Annotated in this window: 18 protein-coding genes; 5 read left to right on the top strand and 13 right to left on the bottom strand. The window is 70.5% G+C overall.

All coding sequences use genetic code 11. From position 1 onward, the window contains the following. Nucleotides 1–5: 5 nt before the first annotated feature. From SCK26_RS27190 to SCK26_RS27175, 4 genes are all read right to left on the bottom strand, one after another. Entirely contained in the window at nt 6–1,664 is a 1,659-nt protein-coding gene (locus SCK26_RS27190; protein ID WP_318203961.1) for a cytochrome b, read from the bottom strand. Continuing rightward, a complete protein-coding gene (locus SCK26_RS27185; RefSeq protein ID WP_318203960.1) occupies nt 1,661–2,719 on the bottom strand; it encodes a ubiquinol-cytochrome c reductase iron-sulfur subunit in 1,059 nt (352 codons plus the stop codon). The genes SCK26_RS27190 and SCK26_RS27185 overlap by 4 nt, the downstream gene beginning before the upstream one ends. Next, nucleotides 2,716–3,528 carry a c-type cytochrome gene (locus tag SCK26_RS27180; RefSeq protein ID WP_318203959.1) on the bottom strand — a complete coding sequence of 271 codons (813 nt, stop codon included), beginning with the start codon at nt 3,526–3,528 and terminating at the stop codon, nt 2,716–2,718. The genes SCK26_RS27185 and SCK26_RS27180 overlap by 4 nt, the downstream gene beginning before the upstream one ends. 62 nt (nt 3,529–3,590) lie before the next feature. Beyond that, the gene (locus SCK26_RS27175) at nt 3,591–4,211 is read right to left on the bottom strand and encodes a heme-copper oxidase subunit III (RefSeq protein ID WP_030616646.1); all 621 of its coding nucleotides are present in this window, start codon (nt 4,209–4,211) and stop codon (nt 3,591–3,593) included. A gap of 154 nt (nt 4,212–4,365) precedes the next feature. Between SCK26_RS27175 and SCK26_RS27170 the strand changes: the two genes are divergently transcribed. Next, nucleotides 4,366–4,767 (top strand): hypothetical protein, encoded by a 402-nt coding sequence (locus SCK26_RS27170; protein WP_318203958.1) that lies wholly within the window; start codon nt 4,366–4,368, stop codon nt 4,765–4,767. 130 nt (nt 4,768–4,897) lie between these two features. Here the strand turns inward: SCK26_RS27170 and SCK26_RS27165 are convergent, their stop codons facing one another. The 4 genes from SCK26_RS27165 to coxB form a co-directional block, all read right to left on the bottom strand. Next, complete coding sequence (locus tag SCK26_RS27165) at nt 4,898–6,160, bottom strand: L,D-transpeptidase (RefSeq protein WP_318203957.1); 1,263 nt, start codon at nt 6,158–6,160, stop codon at nt 4,898–4,900. A gap of 131 nt (nt 6,161–6,291) precedes the next feature. Then, a complete protein-coding gene (locus SCK26_RS27160) occupies nt 6,292–6,690 on the bottom strand; it encodes a cytochrome c oxidase subunit 4 (RefSeq protein ID WP_181792964.1) in 399 nt (132 codons plus the stop codon). Further along, a complete protein-coding gene (gene ctaD / locus SCK26_RS27155; protein WP_318203956.1) occupies nt 6,687–8,420 on the bottom strand; it encodes a cytochrome c oxidase subunit I in 1,734 nt (577 codons plus the stop codon). The genes SCK26_RS27160 and ctaD overlap by 4 nt, the downstream gene beginning before the upstream one ends. Continuing rightward, nucleotides 8,417–9,376 carry a cytochrome c oxidase subunit II gene (coxB, locus tag SCK26_RS27150; protein ID WP_318203955.1) on the bottom strand — a complete coding sequence of 320 codons (960 nt, stop codon included), beginning with the start codon at nt 9,374–9,376 and terminating at the stop codon, nt 8,417–8,419. Before coxB ends, ctaD begins: the two co-directional genes overlap by 4 nt. Before the next feature lie 258 nt (nt 9,377–9,634). On the opposite strand from coxB, the gene SCK26_RS27145 reads away from it, so the two are divergent. Next, entirely contained in the window at nt 9,635–11,011 is a 1,377-nt protein-coding gene (locus tag SCK26_RS27145) for a cysteine desulfurase/sulfurtransferase TusA family protein (protein WP_318203954.1), read from the top strand. Between the two features lie 19 nt (nt 11,012–11,030). Here SCK26_RS27145 and SCK26_RS27140 read toward each other — a convergent pair whose 3' ends face one another. Further along, entirely contained in the window at nt 11,031–12,005 is a 975-nt protein-coding gene (locus SCK26_RS27140) for a carbohydrate kinase family protein (RefSeq protein WP_318203953.1), read from the bottom strand. A 130-nt stretch (nt 12,006–12,135) separates the two neighbouring features. Between SCK26_RS27140 and SCK26_RS27135 the strand changes: the two genes are divergently transcribed. Beyond that, complete coding sequence (locus tag SCK26_RS27135; protein ID WP_318203952.1) at nt 12,136–12,345, top strand: hypothetical protein; 210 nt, start codon at nt 12,136–12,138, stop codon at nt 12,343–12,345. Between the two features lie 97 nt (nt 12,346–12,442). Continuing rightward, nucleotides 12,443–13,930, top strand: coding sequence for a hypothetical protein (locus SCK26_RS27130; RefSeq protein WP_318203951.1), 1,488 nt, complete (start codon nt 12,443–12,445; stop codon nt 13,928–13,930). A 92-nt stretch (nt 13,931–14,022) separates the two neighbouring features. On the opposite strand, the gene SCK26_RS27125 is transcribed toward SCK26_RS27130, so the two are convergent. Next, nucleotides 14,023–14,379 (bottom strand): iron-sulfur cluster assembly accessory protein, encoded by a 357-nt coding sequence (locus SCK26_RS27125; protein WP_030340884.1) that lies wholly within the window; start codon nt 14,377–14,379, stop codon nt 14,023–14,025. A 265-nt stretch (nt 14,380–14,644) separates the two neighbouring features. On the opposite strand from SCK26_RS27125, the gene nadA reads away from it, so the two are divergent. Then, entirely contained in the window at nt 14,645–15,829 is a 1,185-nt protein-coding gene (gene nadA, locus SCK26_RS27120) for a quinolinate synthase NadA (RefSeq protein WP_318203950.1), read from the top strand. Nucleotides 15,830–15,892: 63 nt separating this feature from the next. On the opposite strand, the gene SCK26_RS27115 is transcribed toward nadA, so the two are convergent. The 3 genes from SCK26_RS27115 to SCK26_RS27105 all read right to left on the bottom strand — a co-directional run bounded on the left by SCK26_RS27115 (nt 15,893) and on the right by SCK26_RS27105 (nt 21,021). Next, a complete protein-coding gene (locus SCK26_RS27115; RefSeq protein ID WP_318203949.1) occupies nt 15,893–18,991 on the bottom strand; it encodes an efflux RND transporter permease subunit in 3,099 nt (1,032 codons plus the stop codon). 132 nt (nt 18,992–19,123) lie between these two features. After that, nucleotides 19,124–19,804, bottom strand: a complete 681-nt coding sequence (locus SCK26_RS27110) for a response regulator transcription factor (RefSeq protein WP_318203948.1) — start codon at nt 19,802–19,804, stop codon at nt 19,124–19,126. Further along, entirely contained in the window at nt 19,801–21,021 is a 1,221-nt protein-coding gene (locus SCK26_RS27105) for a sensor histidine kinase (protein WP_318203947.1), read from the bottom strand. The genes SCK26_RS27110 and SCK26_RS27105 overlap by 4 nt, the downstream gene beginning before the upstream one ends. Between the last annotated feature and the right edge of the window lie 134 nt (nt 21,022–21,155).

Below are 21,155 nucleotides of genomic sequence, written 5' to 3'. Positions count from 1 at the left end.
GCAGATCAGTGGTGGCCGTGGCCGCTCGTGATCTCCTTGTACTCCTCGACCCTCGGCTTCGGGATCTGGGCGTTCTCGCCGTAGTAGGCGTGCGACAGCTTGGCCCGCAGCTTCTGCGAGGCCGGCAGCTTGCGCTCGACGCCGTTCTCGTCGACCGCCGGGCCGATCTCGGCCGGGGCGTACTGCTCGTGCGCGGTGAGCGTGTGCAGCTGCTCCTGGCTGAGCGGCTCGTGCACCTCGATGAACTCACCGTGCGGCAGCCGCTTGATGATGCCGGTCTCGCGGCCGTGCAGCACCTTTTCGCGGTCCCGGCGCTGGAGGCCGAGGCAGATCCGCTTGGTGACGATGTACGCGAGGACCGGACCGGCGAACAGGAAGACCCGGACGAAGTAGGTGACGGCGTTGACCGACAGGTGGAAGTGCGTCGCCCACAGGTCGTTGCCGCCGCCCAGCATGGCCACCGCGAAGAACATCAGCCAGGCGACGCCGAGAGCGGTACGCGTCGGGGCGTTGCGCGGACGGTCCAGGATGTGGTGCTCGCGCTTGTCGCCGGTGATCCAGGACTCGATGAACGGGTAGACCGCGATCGAGACCAGCATCAGACCGAAGACGATCAGCGGGATGAGCACACCGAGGACCAGCGTGTGGCCCGCGACGTTGATCTCCCAGCCCGGCATCACTCGCACGAAGCCCTCGGAGAAGCCCATGTACCAGTCGGGCTGGGCGCCGGTGGACACCTGGTCCGGACGGTAGGGGCCCATCGCCCAGATCGGGTTGATCTGCGCGACCGCGGCCAGCATCGCGAGGACACCGAAGACCAGGAAGAAGAAGCCTCCGGCCTTGGCCATGTAGACCGGCAGCAGCGGCATGCCGACGACGTTCTTCTCGGTCTTGCCGGGACCCGCGAACTGCGTGTGCTTGTGGTAGAAGACCAGGATCAGGTGGGCCACCATCAGGCCCAGCATGATGCCCGGCAGCAGCAGGATGTGGATCGAGTAGAACCGGGCCACGAAGTCGTGACCGGGGAACTCGCCGCCGAAGAGGAAGAACGAGATGTACGTGCCGACGATCGGCATCGACAGCACGAGACCCTCGGCGATGCGGACACCGGTGCCGGAGAGCAGGTCGTCCGGGAGCGAGTAGCCGGTGAAGCCGGTGAACATGCCGAGGACGAACAGCAGGAAGCCGAACAGCCAGTTGACCTCACGCGGCTTGCGGAACGCGCCGGTGAAGAACACGCGCATCATGTGCACGAACATGCCGGCGAGGAAGACCACCGCGCCCCAGTGGTGGATCTGCCGGATGAGCAGACCACCGCGCACGTCGAAGGAGATGTGCAGGGTCGAGTTGAACGCCTCGGACATCAGCTGTCCCTGGAGCGGGACGTAGCTGCCGTGGTACTCCACCTCGTTCATCGACGGGTGGAAGAACAGCGTCAGATAGACACCCGTCAGGATGATGATGATGAAGCTGTACATGCACACTTCGCCCAGCATGAACGACCAGTGGTCGGGGAAGATTTTGCGCATGTTGGCCTTGGCCAGGGAGTAGATCCCGAGCCGGCCGTCGGCCCAGTCGGCGACGCGCTCGCCGGCCGGTGCCTTCCCGCGAGAGCGGCCCGCCGCGGCGGCGGATGAAGGCGTTTCGTTCGGTGCAGTACTCATCCGCGCTCCCAGAAAGCAGGACCGACGGGCTCCTCGAAGTCGCCGAGCGCCTGGAGGTAACCCTCACTGTCCACGCCGATCCGCAGCTGCGGCAGAGCGTGGCCGGCGGGGCCGAAGATCACTCGGGCGCCGTCGGTGAGGTCGAAGGTGGACTGGTGGCACGGGCACAGCACGTGGTGCGTCTGCTGCTCGTACAGCGAGATCGGGCAGCCCACGTGGGTGCAGATCTTCGAGTAGGCGACGATGCCCTGGTGCGACCAGTCGAGTTCGCGCTTGTCCTTGATGTCGGCCGGCTGGAGCCGGACGATCATCAGGGCCGCCTTGGCAATCTCGTTCTGGAAGTCCTCGTCGTGCTCCGACATACCGTCGGGCATGGCGAAGGTCAGCGAGCCGACGGCCACGTCCTCGGGACGCAGCGGCTGGTTGGTGTTCATGTTGACCAGGCGCTTGCCCTTGGCCCACATCGTGTGCCGCAGCTTCGTCTTCGGCGCCGGACCCAGACCGCCGAGCAGCATCACGCCGGAGAGCGGCACCAGCGCCATCGCGCCGAACATGGTGTTGCGGACCAGCTTGCGGCGGCCGAAGCCGGACTCCGCGGCACCCTGGCGGAAGTCCGCGTGGACCTTCGCCCGGACCTCCGGCGACGCCTCGATCGGATGCCGGTCGTCGGCGACCTCCACGTCCGACATCAGCGTGCGGGCCCAGTGGACCGCGCCCGCGCCGATGCAGAACAGCGCCACACCCAGCGTCAGGCCGAGCGCGAAGTTCATCGCGCTCAGGTGCCCGATCGGGAAGACGAAGATCGACTTGTCGTTCGGGATCGCCAGGTAGGCGACGATGAAGCCGATGGTGGCCAGCATCGACACCGTGAACAGGAACGCCACCGCGCGCTCGGACCGCTTCGCGGCCCGCTCGTCGATGTCCTGGATCCGGTGCTCGTGGGGCGGCAGACCCGGGTCCGCGAACGGGTTCTCCTCGTCCGCGGTCGCTACCGCGCCGTGTGCGTGGTCCTGCTCAGCGGGCAGGTTCTCTTCAGGAATGTCTTGGCTACTCATGACTTCTTGGCCTTTGCGGTCCGAGCGGCGACCCAGACGGCGACCGCGATCAGCGTGCCGAGGCCGAAGATCCAGCCGAACAGGCCCTCGCTGACCGGCCCGAGGCCGCCCAGCTCCAGACCACCCGGGTTCTCCGTCTTGTCACCGTTGACCGCGTTCAGGTACGCGATGATGTCCTTCTTGTTCTTCTCCGACATCGTGGTGTCGGGGAAGGACGGCATGTTCTGCGGGCCGGTCTGCATGGCCTCGTAGATGTGCTTCGGAGCGACACCCTCCAGCGTCGGGGCGAACTTGCCCCTGGTCAGGGCACCGCCCTTGCCGGTGAAGTTGTGGCACTGCGCGCAGTTGGTGCGGAACAGCTCGCCGCCCTTGGCGATGTCCGCGCCGTCGGGGCCGTACTGCTGCTTGGTGGGCACGCTCGGGCCGGCGCCCAGCGACGCGACGTACGCGGCGAGCTGGTCGATCTGGGCCTGCGTGTAGATGGGCTTCTTGCGCGGGACCTGGGCGCCCTGCGAGGTCGCGGCGGGCATACGGCCGGTGCCGACCTGGAAGTCGACGGCCGCGGCGCCGACGCCGACGAGGCTCGGGCCGTCGGATGAGCCCTGGCCACCGGTGCCGTGGCAGCTGGCGCAGCCGACCTCGTAGAGCTTCTTGCCCTCCTTGATGGTCAGGGACTGGGAGGATTCATCGGCCTGCGCCTTGCCCGCGGGTGCGAACGCGGCGTACAGCCCCCCAGTGGCCGCCAGCGCGAGGAGTAGGACGACGACCGCCGCCAGCGGATGGCGTCGTCGTGCGGAGAGCTTTTTCACGGATTACCCCGGTGTCAGGATCTTCTGCGTCGGTGCTTCTGGATGTGCCGGAACGATCCCGGCTACTTGATCAGGTAGATCGTGGCGAAGAGGCCGATCCAGACGACATCGACGAAGTGCCAGTAGTAGGACACGACGATGGCGGCGGTCGCCTGCTCGTGAGTGAACCTCTTGGCCATGTAGGTACGGCCGAGGACCAGCAGGAAGGCGATGAGGCCGCCCGTCACGTGCAGGCCGTGGAAGCCGGTGGTCAGGTAGAACACCGAGCCGTACGGGTCCGAGGACAGCGAGATGCCGTCCTTCTTCACCAGCTCGGTGTACTCGTAGATCTGACCGCCGATGAAGATCGCACCCATGATGAAGGTGAGGATGAACCAGCCACGGAGCTTCTTCACGTCGCCGCGCTCGGCGGCGAACACACCGAGCTGGCAGGTGAGGGAGGAGAGCACCAGGATCGTGGTGTTCGTCGCGGAGAAGGGCACGTTCAGCGCGTGCGCCATCTCCTTCCAGTGGTCCGGTCCGGTCACCGACCGGAGGGTGAAGTACATCGCGAAGAGGGCCGCGAAGAACATCAGCTCGGAACTCAGCCAGATGATGGTTCCGACGCTGGTGAGGTTCGGCCGGTTGACCGACGGGTGCGCGTGCCCTGTTTCTACTGTCGTTGCTGTCGCCACGACCGACATTATGTCGGTCGCTTATCTCGCGCTCACTCCGGGGGGTGCCGTTCGGAGTGTTGCCGCCCGCCGAACCGGTGCTGACGTGGTGTTCGGGGGAGTAGCATCCGCCCAGACGGCCCTGCCCGTCCCGTCCGTACGACGCCGACGTCCCGGAGGAACAATGCAGCCGACCGCCACGGTGCTGGTCTATAGCGACGACTCCACCACTCGCGAACAAGTACGGCTGGCCGCCGGACGCCGGCCCGCTCCGGACGTCCCCCTGGTGGAGTTCGTGGAGTGCGCGACTCCGGACGCGGTGCTGCGGGAGCTGGACAAGGGCGGCATCGACGTCTGCGTGCTGGACGGCGAGGCCGTGCCGATGGGCGGCATGGGCATGTGCCGGCAGATCAAGGACGAGGTGTTCGGCTGCCCGCCGGTGCTGTTGCTCATGGGACGGCCGCAGGACGCGTGGCTGGCCACGTGGAGCCGTGCGGACGCGGCTGTGACGCTGCCGGTGGACCCGGTGGAGTTCGCCTCCGCGCTGGCCTCCCTGCTGCGGCAGAAGAGGCTTGTGGGCGCGTAGGACGGGCCGTGGGCGCCGGCCGGCCCGGGGCGCGGGGATCGTGCGCGGGTGCGGGCCGGCGGGGTCTTCCCGCGCCCACGCGGCGGCAGCCGCACCTCCGACACGCTCCCGCGCCCCTTCCGGGGCGCCGCTACACCGCTCTCGGCTGGAGGCGTACCGCCTCTGCCGGGGCGGGGCCGTCCGGGGTCTTGTCGGTGAGGGCACTGCCCGTGCGCCATTTCTTCCAGTCGACGTTCCAGTCGCCGAAGCCGTTGCCGAAGGGCTCCATGGTCTGGCCCTCGGAGTTGACGACCCTGACGATGTCGCCCTCGCGGATGTTGTCGAAGAGCCACTCGGCGTTGGACGTGCTCATCCCCGTGCAGCCGTGGCTGACGTTCGCGTAGCCCTGGGAGCCGACGGACCAGGGCGCGGCGTGGACGTACTCGCCCGACCAGGTGACCCGGGTGGCGTAGTACACCGGCAGGTCGTAGGAGTCCGAGGTGCCCTCGGCGATGCCGACGGTGGTGCCGCGCATCCGTACGAAGTACTGCTTCTCCAGGACGACCTTGACGCCGTTGCGGGTCTCGAAGCCGGGCTTGCCGGTGGTGACCGGGATCTGCTCGACTGGCTGGCCGTTCTTGTAGTACGTCAGCTGGTGCTCGGCGGCGTCCGTGACGACCTCGACCCGGTCCCCCGTGGTGATCTTCAGCGGTGTGGACGTCCCGCCCCACAGCCGGTCGCCGATCCGGACGCCGTTGAGGTTGCTGCGCACCCGGACGGTGGTGTGGGCCGGCCAGTAGTCCTTGGGACGGTAGTGGAGTTCCTTGTCGTTCACCCAGTACCAGGAGCCCGGCACGGCCGGCACGGACTCCACTCTCAGGGCCCGCTCCACGACGGCGCGCTGCGCCTTGTCCTTGATCCCCTGGTCGAGCTGGGCCGTGATGGGCTGTCCGACGCCGTAGGTGCCGCTGCCCGGCCCGAGGACGACGCCCAGGCGCTTCTTGCCGGCGGGCTTGCTGGTGTCGAAGGAGAGGACCTTGCGGCCGGGCGCGCCGTCGTCGTCCTCGGTGCTCACGGTGACCGTGTAGTGGGCGTCCGCGGCCAGCGGGGAGGTGCTGTGCCAGCGGCTGCCGTCGGCGGCGAGTTCGCCCGTCACATAGCGCCCTGTGGAGTCCCGGGCGGTGACGTCCGTGATCCGGCCGTCACCGCTGTTGGCGGTGACCTCCAGGGGCTTGTCGGGGTCGGCCCGCCCGCCCGCTTCGGCGGGGCCGTTGAAGGAGATCAGGTCCGCTGCGTCGTACGGCCTGGCCGACAGGGGGTTGCCGTCCGAACCGCAAGCGGTGACGCCCGCACCGAGGGCGGTCACCAGCAGGGTGCAGCCGACGACGGTACGGGTCCGCGCAGTGTGGTTCATATGATCACGCTATGAGATAAAGAGACTACCGGCATGGTGAGTCACTCATCCGAGCGAACGATGCTCCGGCAAACGAGCGGAGCCCGGACCCTCCGTCAGGAAGGTCCGGGCTCCCGGTGCTTCGGCGCGCCCTACTGGGTGCGGTTCTCACCGTGGTAGTACTCGAACACCCAGCCGAACAGGCCGATCAGGATGAACGGCGCGGAGAAGTAGATCAGCCACCAGCCGACCGCGATGCTGAGGAAGGCGATCGCGCCGCCGAAGCCCAGCATGAGCGGCTGCCAGCTGTGCGGGCTGAAGAAGCCCAGCTCGCCCGCGTCGTCCGCGACGTCGGCCTCCTTGTCGTCCTGGGCGCCCGCGTCGACCCGCCGGGCGGTGAAGCCCAGGTAGAAGCCGATCATGACGGACAGGCCGAAGGCCAGGAAGAGTGCCGTGGTACCGGCCGGCTCCTTCGACCACACGCCATACACGATGGCCATGATCAGGATGAAGACGCTCAGCCAGATGAACATCCGACCCTGGATCTTCACTTGCCGGCCTCCTTGCTGCCCGCGACGGCGGTGCCGTGACCGGCGTGCTCAAGCTGCTCGAGCGCGGCGATCTCGGGGTGGTGCAGGTCGAACGCCGGGGATTCGCTGCGGATCCGCGGCAGGGTGACGAAGTTGTGCCGGGGCGGCGGGCAGGACGTCGCCCACTCCAGCGAGCGGCCGTAGCCCCACGGGTCGTCGACCTCGACCTTCTTGCCGTACTTGGCGGTCTTCCAGACGTTGTAGAGGAACGGCAGGATCGACAGGCCGAGCAGGAAGGAGCTGATGGTCGACACCGTGTTCAGCGCGGTGAAGCCGTCGGCGTTCAGGTAGTCGGCGTACCGGCGCGGCATGCCCTCGGCGCCCAGCCAGTGCTGGACCAGGAAGGTGCCGTGGAAGCCGATGAACAGCGTCCAGAAGGTGATCTTGCCGAGGCGCTCGTCCAGCATCTTGCCGGTCCACTTCGGCCACCAGAAGTGGAAGCCGGAGAACATGGCGAAGACGACCGTGCCGAAGACCACGTAGTGGAAGTGGGCCACCACGAAGTACGAGTCGGAGACGTGGAAGTCCATCGGCGGCGAGGCGAGGATGACACCGGTCAGACCACCGAACGTGAAGGTGATCAGGAAGCCGGTCGCCCAGAGCATCGGTGTCTCGAAGGACAGCGAGCCCTTCCACATCGTGCCGATCCAGTTGAAGAACTTCACACCGGTCGGTACGGCGATCAGGAACGTCATGAAGGAGAAGAACGGCAGCAGCACACCGCCGGTGACGTACATGTGGTGGGCCCACACGGTCACGGACAGACCGGCGATCGCGATCGTCGCGGCGATCAGGCCCATGTAGCCGAACATCGGCTTACGGGAGAACACCGGGATGACCTCGGAGATGATGCCGAAGAACGGCAAGGCGATGATGTACACCTCTGGGTGTCCGAAGAACCAGAAGAGGTGTTGCCACAGCAGCGCGCCGCCGTTGGCCGCGTCGAAGACATGGGCGCCGAACTTGCGGTCCGCCTCCAGGGCGAACAGCGCGGCGGCCAGCACCGGGAAGGCCAGCAGGACCAGGACACCGGTCAGCAGCACGTTCCACACGAAGATCGGCATGCGGAACATGGTCATGCCCGGAGCGCGCATGCAGATGATCGTGGTGATGAAGTTGACCGAGCCGAGGATCGTGCCGAAGCCGGAGAAGGCCAGACCCATGATCCACATGTCGGCGCCGACGCCCGGCGAGCGGACCGCGTCCGACAGCGGGGAGTAGGCGAACCAGCCGAAGTCGGCCGCGCCCTGCGGGGTGAGGAAGCCGGCCACCGCGATGAGCGAGCCGAACAGGTAGAGCCAGTAGGCGAACATGTTCAGCCGCGGGAACGCCACGTCGGGCGCGCCGATCTGCAGCGGCATGATCCAGTTCGCGAAACCGGCGAACAGCGGCGTCGCGAACATCAGCAGCATGATCGTGCCGTGCATCGTGAACGCCTGGTTGAACTGCTCGTTCGACATGATCTGCAGGCCCGGCCGGGCCAGCTCGGCGCGCATGATGAGCGCCATCACGCCGCCGATCAGGAAGAACGCGAACGACGTCGCCAGATACAGCGTGCCGATCGTCTTGTGGTCGGTGGTCGTCAGCCACTTCACCACGACATTGCCGGGTTGCTTGCGCCTGACCGGCAGCTCGTCGGCGTACGAGCCTTCAGCTGCCGCGGCACCCTGGGGTTCGTTGAGGATGCTCACAGGTTGTTCGTCTCCCGGTTCTTCTCGTGGCTCGTCTGCGCGATGCCGGCGGGAATGTAACCGGTCTGCCCCTTCTTGGCGAGGTCCTTGAGGTGCTGCTCGTACCGCTCGGGGGAGACGACCTTCACGTTGAACAGCATCCGGGAGTGGTCGACGCCGCAGAGCTCGGCACACTTGCCGAGGAAGGTGCCCTCCTTGTTGGGGGTCACCTGGAAGGCGTTGGTGTGGCCCGGGATGACGTCCTGCTTCATGAGGAACGGCACCACCCAGAAGGAGTGGATGACGTCACGCGAGGTCAGGACGAAGCGGACCGTCTTGCCCTTGGGGAGCCAGAGCGTCGGACCGGGGTTCTTCGTCTGCGGGTTCCGCGTGCCGGGCGTACCGACGTCGTAGACACCGCCGGCGTTCGCCGGGAACTGGTCCTTGAACCGGTCCGGGATGGCGTCCAGGTTCTTGTCGGTCTTGGCGTCACCGGTGGAACCGGGGACGTTCTCGACGTAGTTGAAGCCCCAGCTCCACTGGAAGCCGACCACGTTGACCGTGACGTCGGGCTTCTTGGAGGTGTCCAGGAGCTTCGACTCGTCCCGGGCCGTGAAGTAGAAGAGCACCGAGATGATGATGATCGGGACCACGGTGTACAGGGCCTCGATCGGCATGTTGTACCGGGTCTGCGGAGGAACCTCGACCTTGGTGCGGCTGCGCCGGTGGAAGAAAGCACTCCACAGGATCAGGCCCCACACCAGCACGCCGACGGCGAGCGCGGCAGCCCAGGAGCCCTGCCACAAGGAGAGGATCCGCGGAGCCTCTTCCGTGGTCGGGGTGGGCATGCCAAGGCGGGGGAAGTCCTTGTATGTGCAACCGGTTGCGGTCGCCAGGACCAGGCCCGCGGTCAGTGCCTGCAGCAGCTTCCGCCGCATCGGGCGCCGCGGCGAGCGGTCGGAGCCGTTGGGACTCACGTAGCGCCTTCCCGAGAGTCTCGCCCGCGCGGTTGGCTGCGGCCTTCTCGCTGGTCGGTCGCCGCCCTGCGTCGGGCAGGGGTTTGGATGTTTATGCGGACCAAACCCTAGCCCACCCTCTCCGAGGGTTCGCGAGGAGGGGTGCCTACTGGGTGGGGTGGTTCGCTTGATTGGCGGCTGCGGGTGCGTTGTGGCTGGTCGCGCCCGGCGGCGCACCCCTTGGAGACACCGGGCCGACCGGCGGTTTAGCGTTGCCGTATGGCCTACTTTGACGCTGCTTCCGCCACTCCCCTCCATCCCGTGGCCCGTCAGGCGCTGTTGGCCTCTTTGGATGAGGGATGGGCCGATCCCGCACGGCTGTACCGGGAGGGGCGCAAGGCGCGGATGCTGCTGGACGCGGCCCGGGAGGCGGCCGCGGAGGCCGTGGGCTGCCGGGCCGACGAGGTGGTCTTCACCCCGTCCGGGACCCGGGCCGTACACATGGGGATCGCGGGGGCGTTGGCCGGGCGGCGACGGGTGGGGCGCCACCTGATCGTGTCTGCCGTCGAACACTCCTGCGTCCTCCATTCGGCGGAAGTGTGCGAGGCGGAGGGCGGGGACGTCACCCGGGTGGCCGTCAGCCGGACGGGAGCCGTCGACCCTTCGGGGTACGCGCGGGCGCTCCGGGCGGACACCGCGCTGGCGTGCCTGCAGTCGGCCAACCACGAGGTGGGCACCGTGCAGCCGGTCGCCGAGGTGGCCGAGGTGTGCCGGGCCGCCGGGGTGCCGCTGCTGGTGGACGCCGCCCAGTCGCTGGGGTGGGGGCCGGTGGAGGGCGACTGGTCGCTGCTGGCGGCCAGCGCGCACAAGTGGGGCGGGCCGTCGGGCGTGGGACTGCTCGTCGTGCGCAAGGGCGTGCGGTACGCCGCCCAAGGGCCGGTGGACGAGCGGGAGTCGGGCCGGGCGCCCGGTTTCGAGAACATCCCGGCCGTCGTGGCGGCCGTGGCCTCGCTGCGCGCGGTGCGGGCCGAGGCGGACCGGGAGGCGGCACGGCTCGGGGAGCTGACGCGGCGGATCCGGGACCGGGTGCCGGAGCTGGTGCCGGACGTGGAGGTGGTCGGCGACGCCGGGCGCCGGCTGCCCGGGATCGTGACCTTCTCCTGCCTCTACGTCGACGGCGAGGCCCTGCTGCACGAGCTGGACCGGGCCGGCTTCTCGGTCTCCTCCGGCTCCTCGTGCACGTCCGGCACGCTGACGCCGAGCCATGTGCTGAAGGCGATGGGCGTGCTGAGCGAGGGCAACGTCCGGGTGTCCCTGCCGGCGGGGACGGCCGAGGAGGACGTGGAGCGGTTCCTCCGGGTGCTGCCGCAGGCGGTGGCGGGCGTCCGGGAGAAGCTGGGCGCACCGGTCCCGGTGACGGCCGTCCGGGCCGAGGAGCTGGTCGTCGACTCGCTCGGCAAGCGCTGCCCGATCCCGGTCATCGAACTGGCGAAGGTGTTCGGCGAGGTCCCGGTGGGCGGCCTCGTCCGGGTCCTCTCGGACGACGAGGCGGCCCGGCTGGACATCCCGGCGTGGTGCGAGATGCGGGGACAGCAGTACGTGGGCGAGGAGCCGGCGGAACAGGGCACGGCGTACCTGGTCCGCCGGGTGAGCTGAGACCCCGCCCGGCCGGCCCTCAGCTCAGGTGGGCCCGGACCTCCTCGCCGGCCTCGTCGCCGTACGCCTTCACGAACCGCTCCATGAAGTGCGTGCGCCGCAGCTGGTACTCCTGCGTGCCCACGGTCTCGATGACCAGCGTGGCGAGCATGCACCCGATCTGCGCCGCGCGCTCCAGCGAGACGCCCCAGGCCAGCCCGGACAGGAACCCGGCGCGGAAGGCGTCGCCGACGCCCGTGGGGTCGGCCTTGCGGTCCTCCTCCGGGCAGCCGACCTCGATCGGGTCCTCGCCGGTCCGCTCGATGCGCACGCCCCGCGAGCCGAGCGTGGTGACCCGGTGGCCGACCCTGGAGAGGATCTCCGCATCGCTCCAGCCGGTCTTGGACTCGATGAGCCCCTTCTCGTACTCGTTGGAGAAGAGGTAGGTCGCGCCGTCCAGCAGTATCCGGATCTCCTCGCCCTCCATCCGGGCGATCTGCTGGGAGAAGTCGGCGGCGAACGGGATGTTCCGGGAGCGGCACTCCTCGGTGTGGCGGAGCATCGCCTCGGGGTCGTCGGCGCCGATGAGGACCAGGTCCAGGCCGCCCACGCGGTCCGCGACGGTCTTCAGCTCGATGAGGCGGGCCTCGCTCATCGCGCCGGTGTAGAAGGAGCCGATCTGGTTGTGGTCGGCGTCGGTGGTGCACACGAAGCGGGCGGTGTGCAGGGTCTCGGAGATGCGGACCGACTCGGTGTCCACGCCGTGGCGGTCGAGCCAGGCACGGTACTCGTCGAAGTCGAAGCCGGCGGCGCCGACCAGGACGGGCCGGGTGCCGAGCTGGCCCATGCCGAAGGCGATGTTGGCGGCGACGCCTCCGCGGCGGACGTCGAGGTTGTCGACCAGGAAGGAGAGCGAAACCGTGTGCAGCCGGTCCGCGACGAACTGGTCGGCGAAGCGGCCGGGGAAGGTCATGAGGTGGTCGGTGGCGATGGAGCCGGTGACTGCGATGCGCACGACGGGGATTCTCCTGCGGGAGGCTGGGTTGACAGTTCACGCTACCCGCTCGGCCGCCGTCGCTGAAGCTGACGAAACTACCCGATAGTAGATCTTTCTTCGCGGCCCGCGCCGTGCGTACGGTGCGGTCATGACGAACCTCGAGGTCACCTCCTCCGCCCCGGCCGAGCCCGGCGGCGGCCTCGCTCCCCTGTGGGGCGACTGCGCCCGGATGGCTCCGCACTGGGCGGCCCCGCAGCGGGCCGCGTCCCGTCCGGTGTCCCCGTCCCGCATCCACGGGGTGTCCGTCCCGGCGCGGTCCGCCCGGCTGCTGGACGCGATGTCGGACTACGGCGACTGACCGGGCCGCGTCCCCGGGAACCGCGCGCCGCCCTCCCGCGTCCCATCGCCGTCCCCCGCGCAGGGAACGCGGGGCACGACGAGCGAGGAGCGACGCGGTGAACACCGAGCACCCTGAACACTCCGGCGGCCCGGAGGAGCGCGGGACGCGGCGGAGGCGGCGCCGTCCCACCGCCCTCGCCGCCGGTCTCGCCACCGCCGCCGTGCTGCTCGCCGGCGGCGGCGCGGCCTGCCTCGCGGCCGGCGGCGGCCCGGGCGGCCGTACGGACGACGCGGCGGCGCCCGCCGAGCACCGCACTCCCCCGCCGCTCCCCCTGGACGACTGGACCGGCACCGGTACCGGCACCGGCGGTATCGCGCCCGGCGAACCGGACCCGTACGGCACCCGGTACGTGGCCGCCGGCGAGCTGCCGGACGGGCCCGGCGCGGCGCCGGTGTACGCGCCGGGGGCGGGGGCCGGCCGGGAGCGGGTGGCCCGGCTGGCGGAGGCGCTCGGCATGGAAGGGACGCCGGTGGCCGAGGGACGGTTCTGGCGGGTCGGCGGCCGGGACGGTCTCGGGCCGGTCCTGACGGTGCGCCGGGACGCGCCGGGCGACTGGTCGTACAGCCGGTACGCGCCCGGCACCGACAACTGCCGCAAGGTGACCGTCTGCTCCCCGGACCCGGGCGCTGCGGCCGGTGATCCGGTGAGCGCGGCCGACGCGCGGAAGGCGGCGGCGCCGGTGCTGGAGGCGGCCGGGCTGGGCGCCGCGAAGACCGACGCGAGCCGGGTCGTGGGCGCCCGGCGGATGGTGACCGCCGATCCGGTGGTGGGCGGACTGCCCACCTACGGCTGGACGACCGGCGTGAGCGTCGGCCGCGGAGGCGAACCGACCGGCGGCCACGGGCTGTCGGCCGCGCCGGTGAAGGGCGAGACGTATCCGGTGCTGGGCGCGGCGCGGACGCTGGAGCTGCTGAACGGGAAGGCCGGGAGCGGCCACCGGATGGGGATCGGCGGGTGCGCGAGTCCGGTGCCGCCGAAGGACCGGCTGGAGCGGCCGTGCGGGACGTCCGCGGGGGCGCGGGGGACGGTGACGGTGGACGAGGCGGTGTTCGGGCTGGCCGCGCACTCCGTGGGCGGGCGGCGGACGCTGGTGCCGTCCTGGCTGTTCCGGGCGCGGGCATCCGCCGGAGGCGAGGCGTTCACGGTGACGTATCCGGCGGTCGACCCGGCGTACCTGGCGACGGCGTCCGGGGCCGGGTCCGCCTCTCCCGTGCCGGCGCCGTCCGGGACGGGCGGGACGAGTCCGAGCGTGCCGGTGCGCTGGTACACGGCCGACGGGCGGACGCTGCGCGTGGGCTTCTCCGGCGGGGTGTGCGCCGACTACCGGGTGACGGCGCGGGAGAGCGGCGACCGGGTGGCGGTGACCGTCACCGAGACGCCGTGGCCGGACCGGGTGTGCGTGCTGGTCGCCAAGGAGTACGCGAAGACCGTGACGCTCCACGCGCCGCTGGACGGGCGGACGGTGACCGGCGCGGACGGCCGGGCGGTACCGGAGGCGAAGCCGGGCGCGCCGCGGCCGGACGCGCCGCCGCGGCCGCGCTGAACCTGCGGACGACGGACGGCGGTCCGGCCGGGACGGACGAAGGCGGCGGCCCCCTTCGCGGGGACCGCCGCCTTCACCGTCCGGTGATCGACTCAGCTGAAGGAGTCGCCGCAGGCGCAGGAGCCGGTCGCGTTCGGGTTGTCGATCGTGAAGCCCTGCTTCTCGATCGTGTCCACGAAGTCGACGGTGGCACCGCCCAGGTACGGAGCGCTCATCCGGTCCGTGACGACCTTGACCCCGCCGAAGTCCTTCACGACGTCGCCGTCGAGCGAACGCTCGTCGAAGAAGAGCTGGTAGCGCAGGCCGGAGCAGCCGCCGGGCTGGACGGCGACACGCAGCGCGAGGTCGTCGCGGCCTTCCTGGTCGAGCAGGGCCTTGACCTTGGCCGCGGCGGCGTCGGTCAGGATGATGCCGTCGGTGACGGTGGTGGTCTCGTCCGATACGGACATCTACATCTCTCCCGGGTTGTACGGAGACTGCTTGCCGACCAGTGCAACCGGCGCTTCCGCGGATTCATTCCGGGCCGGGCATTCGCGTGGTCGCGTTTTCGTGTTGCTTCCTCATGCTCGCACACGGCCCGTCGAGGGGACAGCGGCCCGGAGAGAGGGCCCGACGGGATTCACGTCACATCGACGTTATCGCCGTCGTCAAAGTGACGTGAACCAGTTATGATAGATAGCGTCAGTTAGACGAAAAGTAGAAAGGGTGCGTGTCGTGACCACCGCCCAGACCCCGGAGCTCGACGTGCAGCCGAGTCCGCTCGCCCTGCTGCTGCTCGGCCGTGAGGCCGACCCGAAGAGCGAGCGGGGCGTCGAGTGTCCCGGTGACCTGCCGTCGCCGTCCGACCCCGACCTGGTCGAGCGCGCCCGCGCGGCCAAGGAGAAGCTCGGCGACAAGGTCTTCGTGCTCGGCCACCACTACCAGCGTGACGAGGTCATCCAGTTCGCCGATGTCACGGGCGACTCCTTCAAGCTGGCCCGGGACGCCGCCGCGCGCCCGGAGGCCGAGTACATCGTCTTCTGCGGTGTGCACTTCATGGCCGAGTCGGCGGACATCCTGACGTCCGAGGACCAGAAGGTGGTCCTGCCCGACCTGGCCGCCGGCTGCTCCATGGCCGACATGGCGACGGCCGAGCAGGTCGCCGAGTGCTGGGACGTGCTGACCGAGGCCGGGATCGCCGAGCAGGTCGTGCCCGTCTCGTACATGAACTCCTCCGCCGACATCAAGGCGTTCACCGGCAAGCACGGCGGCACCATCTGCACCTCCTCCAACGCCAAGCGGGCCTTGGACTGGGCGTTCGAGCAGGGCGAGAAGGTCCTCTTCCTGCCGGACCAGCACCTGGGCCGCAACACCGCCGTCCGGGACATGGGGATGTCCCTGGACGACTGCGTGGTCTACAACCCGCACAAGCCGAACGGCGGCCTCACCCCGGACGAGCTGCGGGCCGCGAAGATGATCCTGTGGCGCGGCCACTGCTCCGTGCACGGCCGCTTCAGCCTGGAGTCGGTGAACGACGTGCGCGCCCGCATCCCCGGCGTGAACGTCCTGGTGCACCCGGAGTGCCGGCACGAGGTCGTGGCGGCGGCGGACTACGTCGGCTCGACCGAGTACATCATCAAGGCCCTGGAAGCCGCCCCGGCCGGTTCCAAGTGGGCCATCGGCACCGAGCTGAACCTCGTGCGCCGGCTGGCGAACCGTTTCGCGCCCGAGGGCAAGGAGATCGTCTTCCTCGACCGCACGGTCTGCTTCTGCTCGACCATGAACCGCATCGACCTGCCCCACCTGGTCTGGACGCTGGAGTCCCTGGCCGAGGGCAACCTGGTCAACCGGATCGAGGTCGACAAGGAGACGGAGGCGTTCGCCAAGCTCGCGCTGGAGCGGATGCTGGCGCTGCCGTAGTTTCCGGCCGCTCCGGCATGGGAAGGGGGCCGCACCCGGTGGTGCGGCCCCCTTCCTTCGCGGTCAGCCGCGAGCCGGTTCCGGCGCCGGTTCGGCGCTCGGCTCCCGCTTCGCCGCCCGCTTCCTCGCGCGGCGCTCCTTGCGCAGTTCCAGCATCGCGTAGAGCGTCGGTACCAGCAGGAGCGTCAGCAGGGTGGAGGTGATCAGGCCGCCGATGACGACCACGGCGAGCGGCTGGGCGATGACGCCGCCTTCGCCGGTGACGCCGAGGGCCATCGGGAGCAGGGCGAAGATCGTCGCCAGCGCCGTCATCAGGATCGGACGGAGCCGGTGCCGGCCGCCCTCGACCACGGCTTCCACCACGCCGTAGCCCTGTGCCCGGTACTGGTTGATCAGGTCGATCAGCACGATCGCGTTGGTCACCACGATGCCGATCAGCATCAGCATGCCGATCATCGCGGGCACGCCCATCGGGGTGCCGGTGGCCACCAGCAGGCCGATCGCGCCGGTCGCCGCGAAGGGGATGGAGACCAGCAGGATCAGCGGCTGGACGAGCGAGCGGAACGTCGCGACCAGCAGCATGAACACGATCGCGATGGCCGCCAGCATGGCCAGGCCCAGGTTCTTGAACGCGTCGTCCTGGTCGGAGGAGACACCGCCGATCTCGGCCGTGGCGCCCGCCGGAAGCTTCAGCGCCTTGATCCTCGACTGGAGCCTGCCGCTGATCGCGCCCGTGTTGTCGCCGGTCGGCCGGGCGGTGACGGTGGCCGCGCGCTGCCCGTCGATGCGGGTCATGGACACCGGGCCGGCCACCTGCTCCACCGTGGCGATGTCGCCGAGCCGCACCGGGCCGAGGCGCAGGTTCCTCAGCTCGGCCAGCGTGGTCGCGGGCTTGGCGGACCGTACGACGATGTCCCGCTCGGTGTCGTCCAGGACCGCCTTGCCGGCCGTCGTCCCGCGCACCGCCTGCGCCACCGCCGCGCCGAGCTTCTGGTCGTCGAACCCGGCCGCCGCCGCCTTGGCGCCGGCCCGCACCGAGATCCGCGGCACGCTCTGCGCGAGGTCGCTGGTGACGTCGGTGACGTCGTCGAGGCCGGCGACCGTGGCGCGGACCCGCTCCGCCGCCGTCCGCAGCGCCTTCGGGTCGGACGCCTTGACCACCACGCTCAGGTCCTGGCTGCCGAAGCCGTCACCGGCCGACACGGTGGTCGAACCGACGCCGTCGAGCTTCTTCAGCCCGTCCTCCAGGTGCTGCCGCACCTCGTCGTAGGACGCGGAGTCCTCCAGCATCACCTGGTACGACGCCTGGTTGGTGTCGGTGCCGCCGCCGAAGGCCGCCATGAAGCCGGAGGAGCCGACGGTGACCTGGTAGTCCTTCACTCCCTCGGTGGACGCCAGCAGCTTCTCCACCCGCCGGGCCCCGGCGTCGGTGGCCGCGAGGCTGGTGCCGGGCTTCAGCTTCTGCTTGATCGTGAGGACCTCCTGCTCGCCCTGGTCGAAGAAGTTGGTCTTCAGCAGGCCGGACATGCCGAAGGTGACGGCCAGGACGGCGACCGCGATGAGCACGCTGGTCAGCCGGCGCCGGGTCGCGAACCGCAGCACGGGGACGTAGGCGCGCTGGAGGCGGCTGTTCGCCTCCTTCTCCTCGGCCCCGCGGCGGGCCTCGGCGGCGTCCTCGGGGGTGCCCTTGGGGGCGCGCAGGAACCAGTACGACAGCACCGGCACGACCGTCAGCGACACCAGCAGGGAGGCCAGCAGGGCCGCCGTCACGGTGATGCTGAACGAGCCGAACAGAGCGCCCACCATGCCGCCGACCAGGCCGATCGGCAGGAACACGGCGACCGTGGTGAGGGTGGAGGAGGTGACCGCGCCGGCCACCTCGCGCACCGCGGCGAGGATGGCCTCCTTGCGTTCCTCGCCGTAGCCGAGGTGCCGCTTGATGTTCTCCAGGACCACGATCGAGTCGTCGACGACCCGGCCGACGGCGATGGTCAGGGCGCCGAGGGTGAGCATGTTCAGCGACAGGCCGCGCGTCCACAGCACGAGCAGGGCGAGGACCACGGACAGCGGGATGGAGACCGCGGTGACCAGCGTCGAGCGGACCGACGCCAGGAAGAGGAGGATCACCAGGACCGCGAAGAGCAGGCCGAGCGCGCCCTCGGTGGTCAGGCCCTTGATGGACTTGGACACGGCCGGTCCCTGGTCGCTGACGACTGTGAGCCGCGCGCCGGAGCCGAGGTCCGCGCGCAGGCCGGGCAGCTTGTCCTTGACCGCGTTCGAGATGGAGACCGCGCTGCCGTCGTGGTCCATCGTGACGTTGACGGCGAGGCTGGGCCGGCCGTCGGTGCGGGTGAGGGAGTCGGCCGGGGCCGGCCGCTCCTCGACGGTGGCCAGGTCGCCGAGGCGGACCGGCTTCGCGCCCTCGCCGGTGACCATCAGGTCCTCGATCTGCTTGAGCGAGGTGAAGCCGCCGCCGACCTGGACGGTGCGGTTGGCGCCGTCCTCGTCGAAGGAGCCGGCCGGGACGGTCGCGCCGCCCGCCTGGAGGGCCTGGCCCAGGGCGGGGGCGGTGAGACCGGCGCGCGCGAGCTTCGCGTCGTCGGGGGTGACGGTGACCTGGCGGTCGCGGACGCCCGTGATCTGCACGCGGCCGACGCCGTCGATGTCCTTCAGGACCGGTACGACCGTGGTGTCGAGCTGGTCCGCGAGCGCCTGCTGGTCCTTGTCGGAGGTGACGGCGAGGACCACGGTCGGCATGTCGTCGGTGGACCCGGAGACGACCTGGGGGTCGACGTCGTCCGGGAGCTGGTGGCGGGCCCGGTTCACGGCCTGCTGGACGTCGCCGACGATCCGCTCGGTGTCGTTGCCGTAGTCGAAGGACGCCATGATCACGGCGTTGCCCTCGCTCGCGGTGGAGGTGACGCCGGTGACGCCGTCGACGCCCTGGAGGTTGTCCTCGATGGGCTCGACGACCTGCTTCTCGACCACGTCGGGCGAGGCGCCCTGGTACGGCGCGATCACCGACACCATGGGCAGTTCCATGGTGGGCAGCAGCTGCTGTTTGATCTGGGGTATCGCGATCAGCCCGAAGGCGAGCGCGACGAGCGACACGAGCCCGACGAGGGCCCGTTGCGCGAGGCTGAAGCGGGACAGCCAGGACATGGATCAGGTTCTCTCATCCGGGAGCGGCAGGAGTCTCCACCACCCTGGGCCATCCCGGACGGCCGTTCCGTAGGTCCCAGGTCCCGTTCCCCGCCGGGCCCCTACTCCGCGCGCAGTACACCCGGGTGGAGATCAGTCCGTCCTCGGACGTACCAGTCCCGACTCGTACGCGATGACGACGAGCTGTGCCCGGTCCCGCGCGCCCAGCTTGGCCATGGCCCGGTTGACGTGCGTCTTCACCGTCAGCGGGCTGACCGCGAGGCGCTCGGCGATCTCGTCGTTGGGATGGCCGCCGGCGACCTGGACGAGGACTTCCCGCTCCCGTCCGGTGAGGGTGGCGAGCCGCTCGGCGCGGGCCGGGTCGGGGCCCGGGCCGGTGTCGCCCTGGGCGAGGAAGCGGGCGATCAGGCCCTTGGTGGCGGCCGGGGAGAGCAGGGCCTCCCCGCCGGCCGCGACCCGGATGGCGGTCAGCAGTTCCTCCGGCTCGCTGCCCTTGCCGAGGAAGCCGGACGCGCCGGCGCGCAGCGCCTGGACCACGTAGTCGTCCACCTCGAAAGTGGTCAGGATGACCACGCGGACCTGGGCCAGCGCCGGGTCGGCGCCGATCTGCCGGGTGGCGGCGAGGCCGTCGGTGCCGGGCATCCGGATGTCCATCAGGACGACGTCGGGGACGTGCTCGCGGGCCAGCCGGACCGCCTCCGCGCCGTCGGATGCCTCGCCCACCACCTCCATGCCGGGCTCGGAGTCGACCAGCACCCGGAACGCGCTGCGCAGCAGTGCCTGGTCGTCGGCGAGCAGGACACGGATGGTCATACGGGCTCCCCCTGGGCGGTCGTCGGGTGGACCGGAAGGATCGCATGGACGCGGAAGCCGCCGCCGTAGCGGGGTCCGGTGGCCAGGGTGCCACCGAGGGCGGTGACGCGCTCGCGCATGCCGAGCAGCCCGTGCCCGCCGCCGTCCCCGGGCGTACCCGGGACGGCGCCCGCGCCGTCGTCCAGCACGGTGACCTCCAGGTGGGGTCCGACGCGCACGACGCTCACCTCGGCCCGGGCCGCGGGGCCCGCGTGCTTGCGCACGTTGGTCAGCGCCTCCTGCACGATCCGGTAGGCGGCCAGGTCCACGGCGGCGGGCAGCTCGCCGGGCCGGTCGGCGCAGGCGACCTCCACCGGCAGGCCGGCGCTGCGGAAGGTGGCCGCCAGCTCCGCCAGCCGGCCGAGGCCGGGCGCGGGCTCGGTGGGGGCCTCGGGGTCGTCGGACTGGCGCAGCAGTCCGACGGTGGCGCGCAGCTCGTTCAGCGCGCTGCGGCCCGCCTCACGCACGTGCGCCAGGGCTTCCTTGGCCTGGTCGGGCCGCTTGTCCATGACGTGTGCGGCGACGCCGGCCTGCACGTTCACCAGGGCGATGTGATGGGCGACGACGTCGTGCAGGTCGCGGGCGATGCGCAGCCGCTCCTCGGCGACCCGGCGGCGGGCCTCCTCCTCCCGGGTGCGTTCGGCGCGTTCGGCGCGGTCCCGGATGGCCTGCACGACGGCGCGGCGGCTGCGCACGGCGTCCCCGGCGGTGGCGCCGATGCCGGTCCAGGCGAGGACGCCCAGGTTCTCCTGGGCGTACCAGGGCAGCGGGCCGGCGAGCATGGCGGCGCCCGTCAGCACGGTCATGGTGAGCAGGCCGAGGCGCCAGGTGGTCGGGCGGTCGGTGGTCGCGGCGACGGTGTACAGGGCGACGACGGCGGACATCGCGACCGGGGCGCGCGGGTCGCCGGTGACGCACTCGACCACGGAGACCGTGCCGGTGACGGCGAGGACGGCGCGCGGCCGGCGGCGGCGCGGGACCAGCGCCACGGCGCCGATCAGCATGAGGAGCAGGCTCAGGGTGTCCGGGGTGTGCACGCCCCAGGTCACGCCGTGCCCGTCCCTCGGCACCGCGAAGGAGCCGGCGACCATGCACACCAGGACGCCCGCGGCCAGGGCGGCGTCCAGGGCGAGGGGGTGGGCCTTCAGGCCGCACCGGGCGCGTTCGAGAGTGCTCACGCAGGAACAGTACGGCGCCCTTCCGGCACCGCGGCCCCGGCCCGGAAACCCCCGGGTCCCCCGTTCGGGTGGCCGGCGCGGCAGCAGGCCGAGGAGGTGCCCCTGCCCGGGGCCCCGCCGGAGTTCGCGGAGGC

Origin of the sequence: Streptomyces sp. SCL15-4 (assembly GCF_033366695.1) — a bacterium.
Classification (GTDB): domain Bacteria; phylum Actinomycetota; class Actinomycetes; order Streptomycetales; family Streptomycetaceae; genus Streptomyces.
This window is presented reverse-complemented; position numbering and strand designations above follow the sequence as displayed.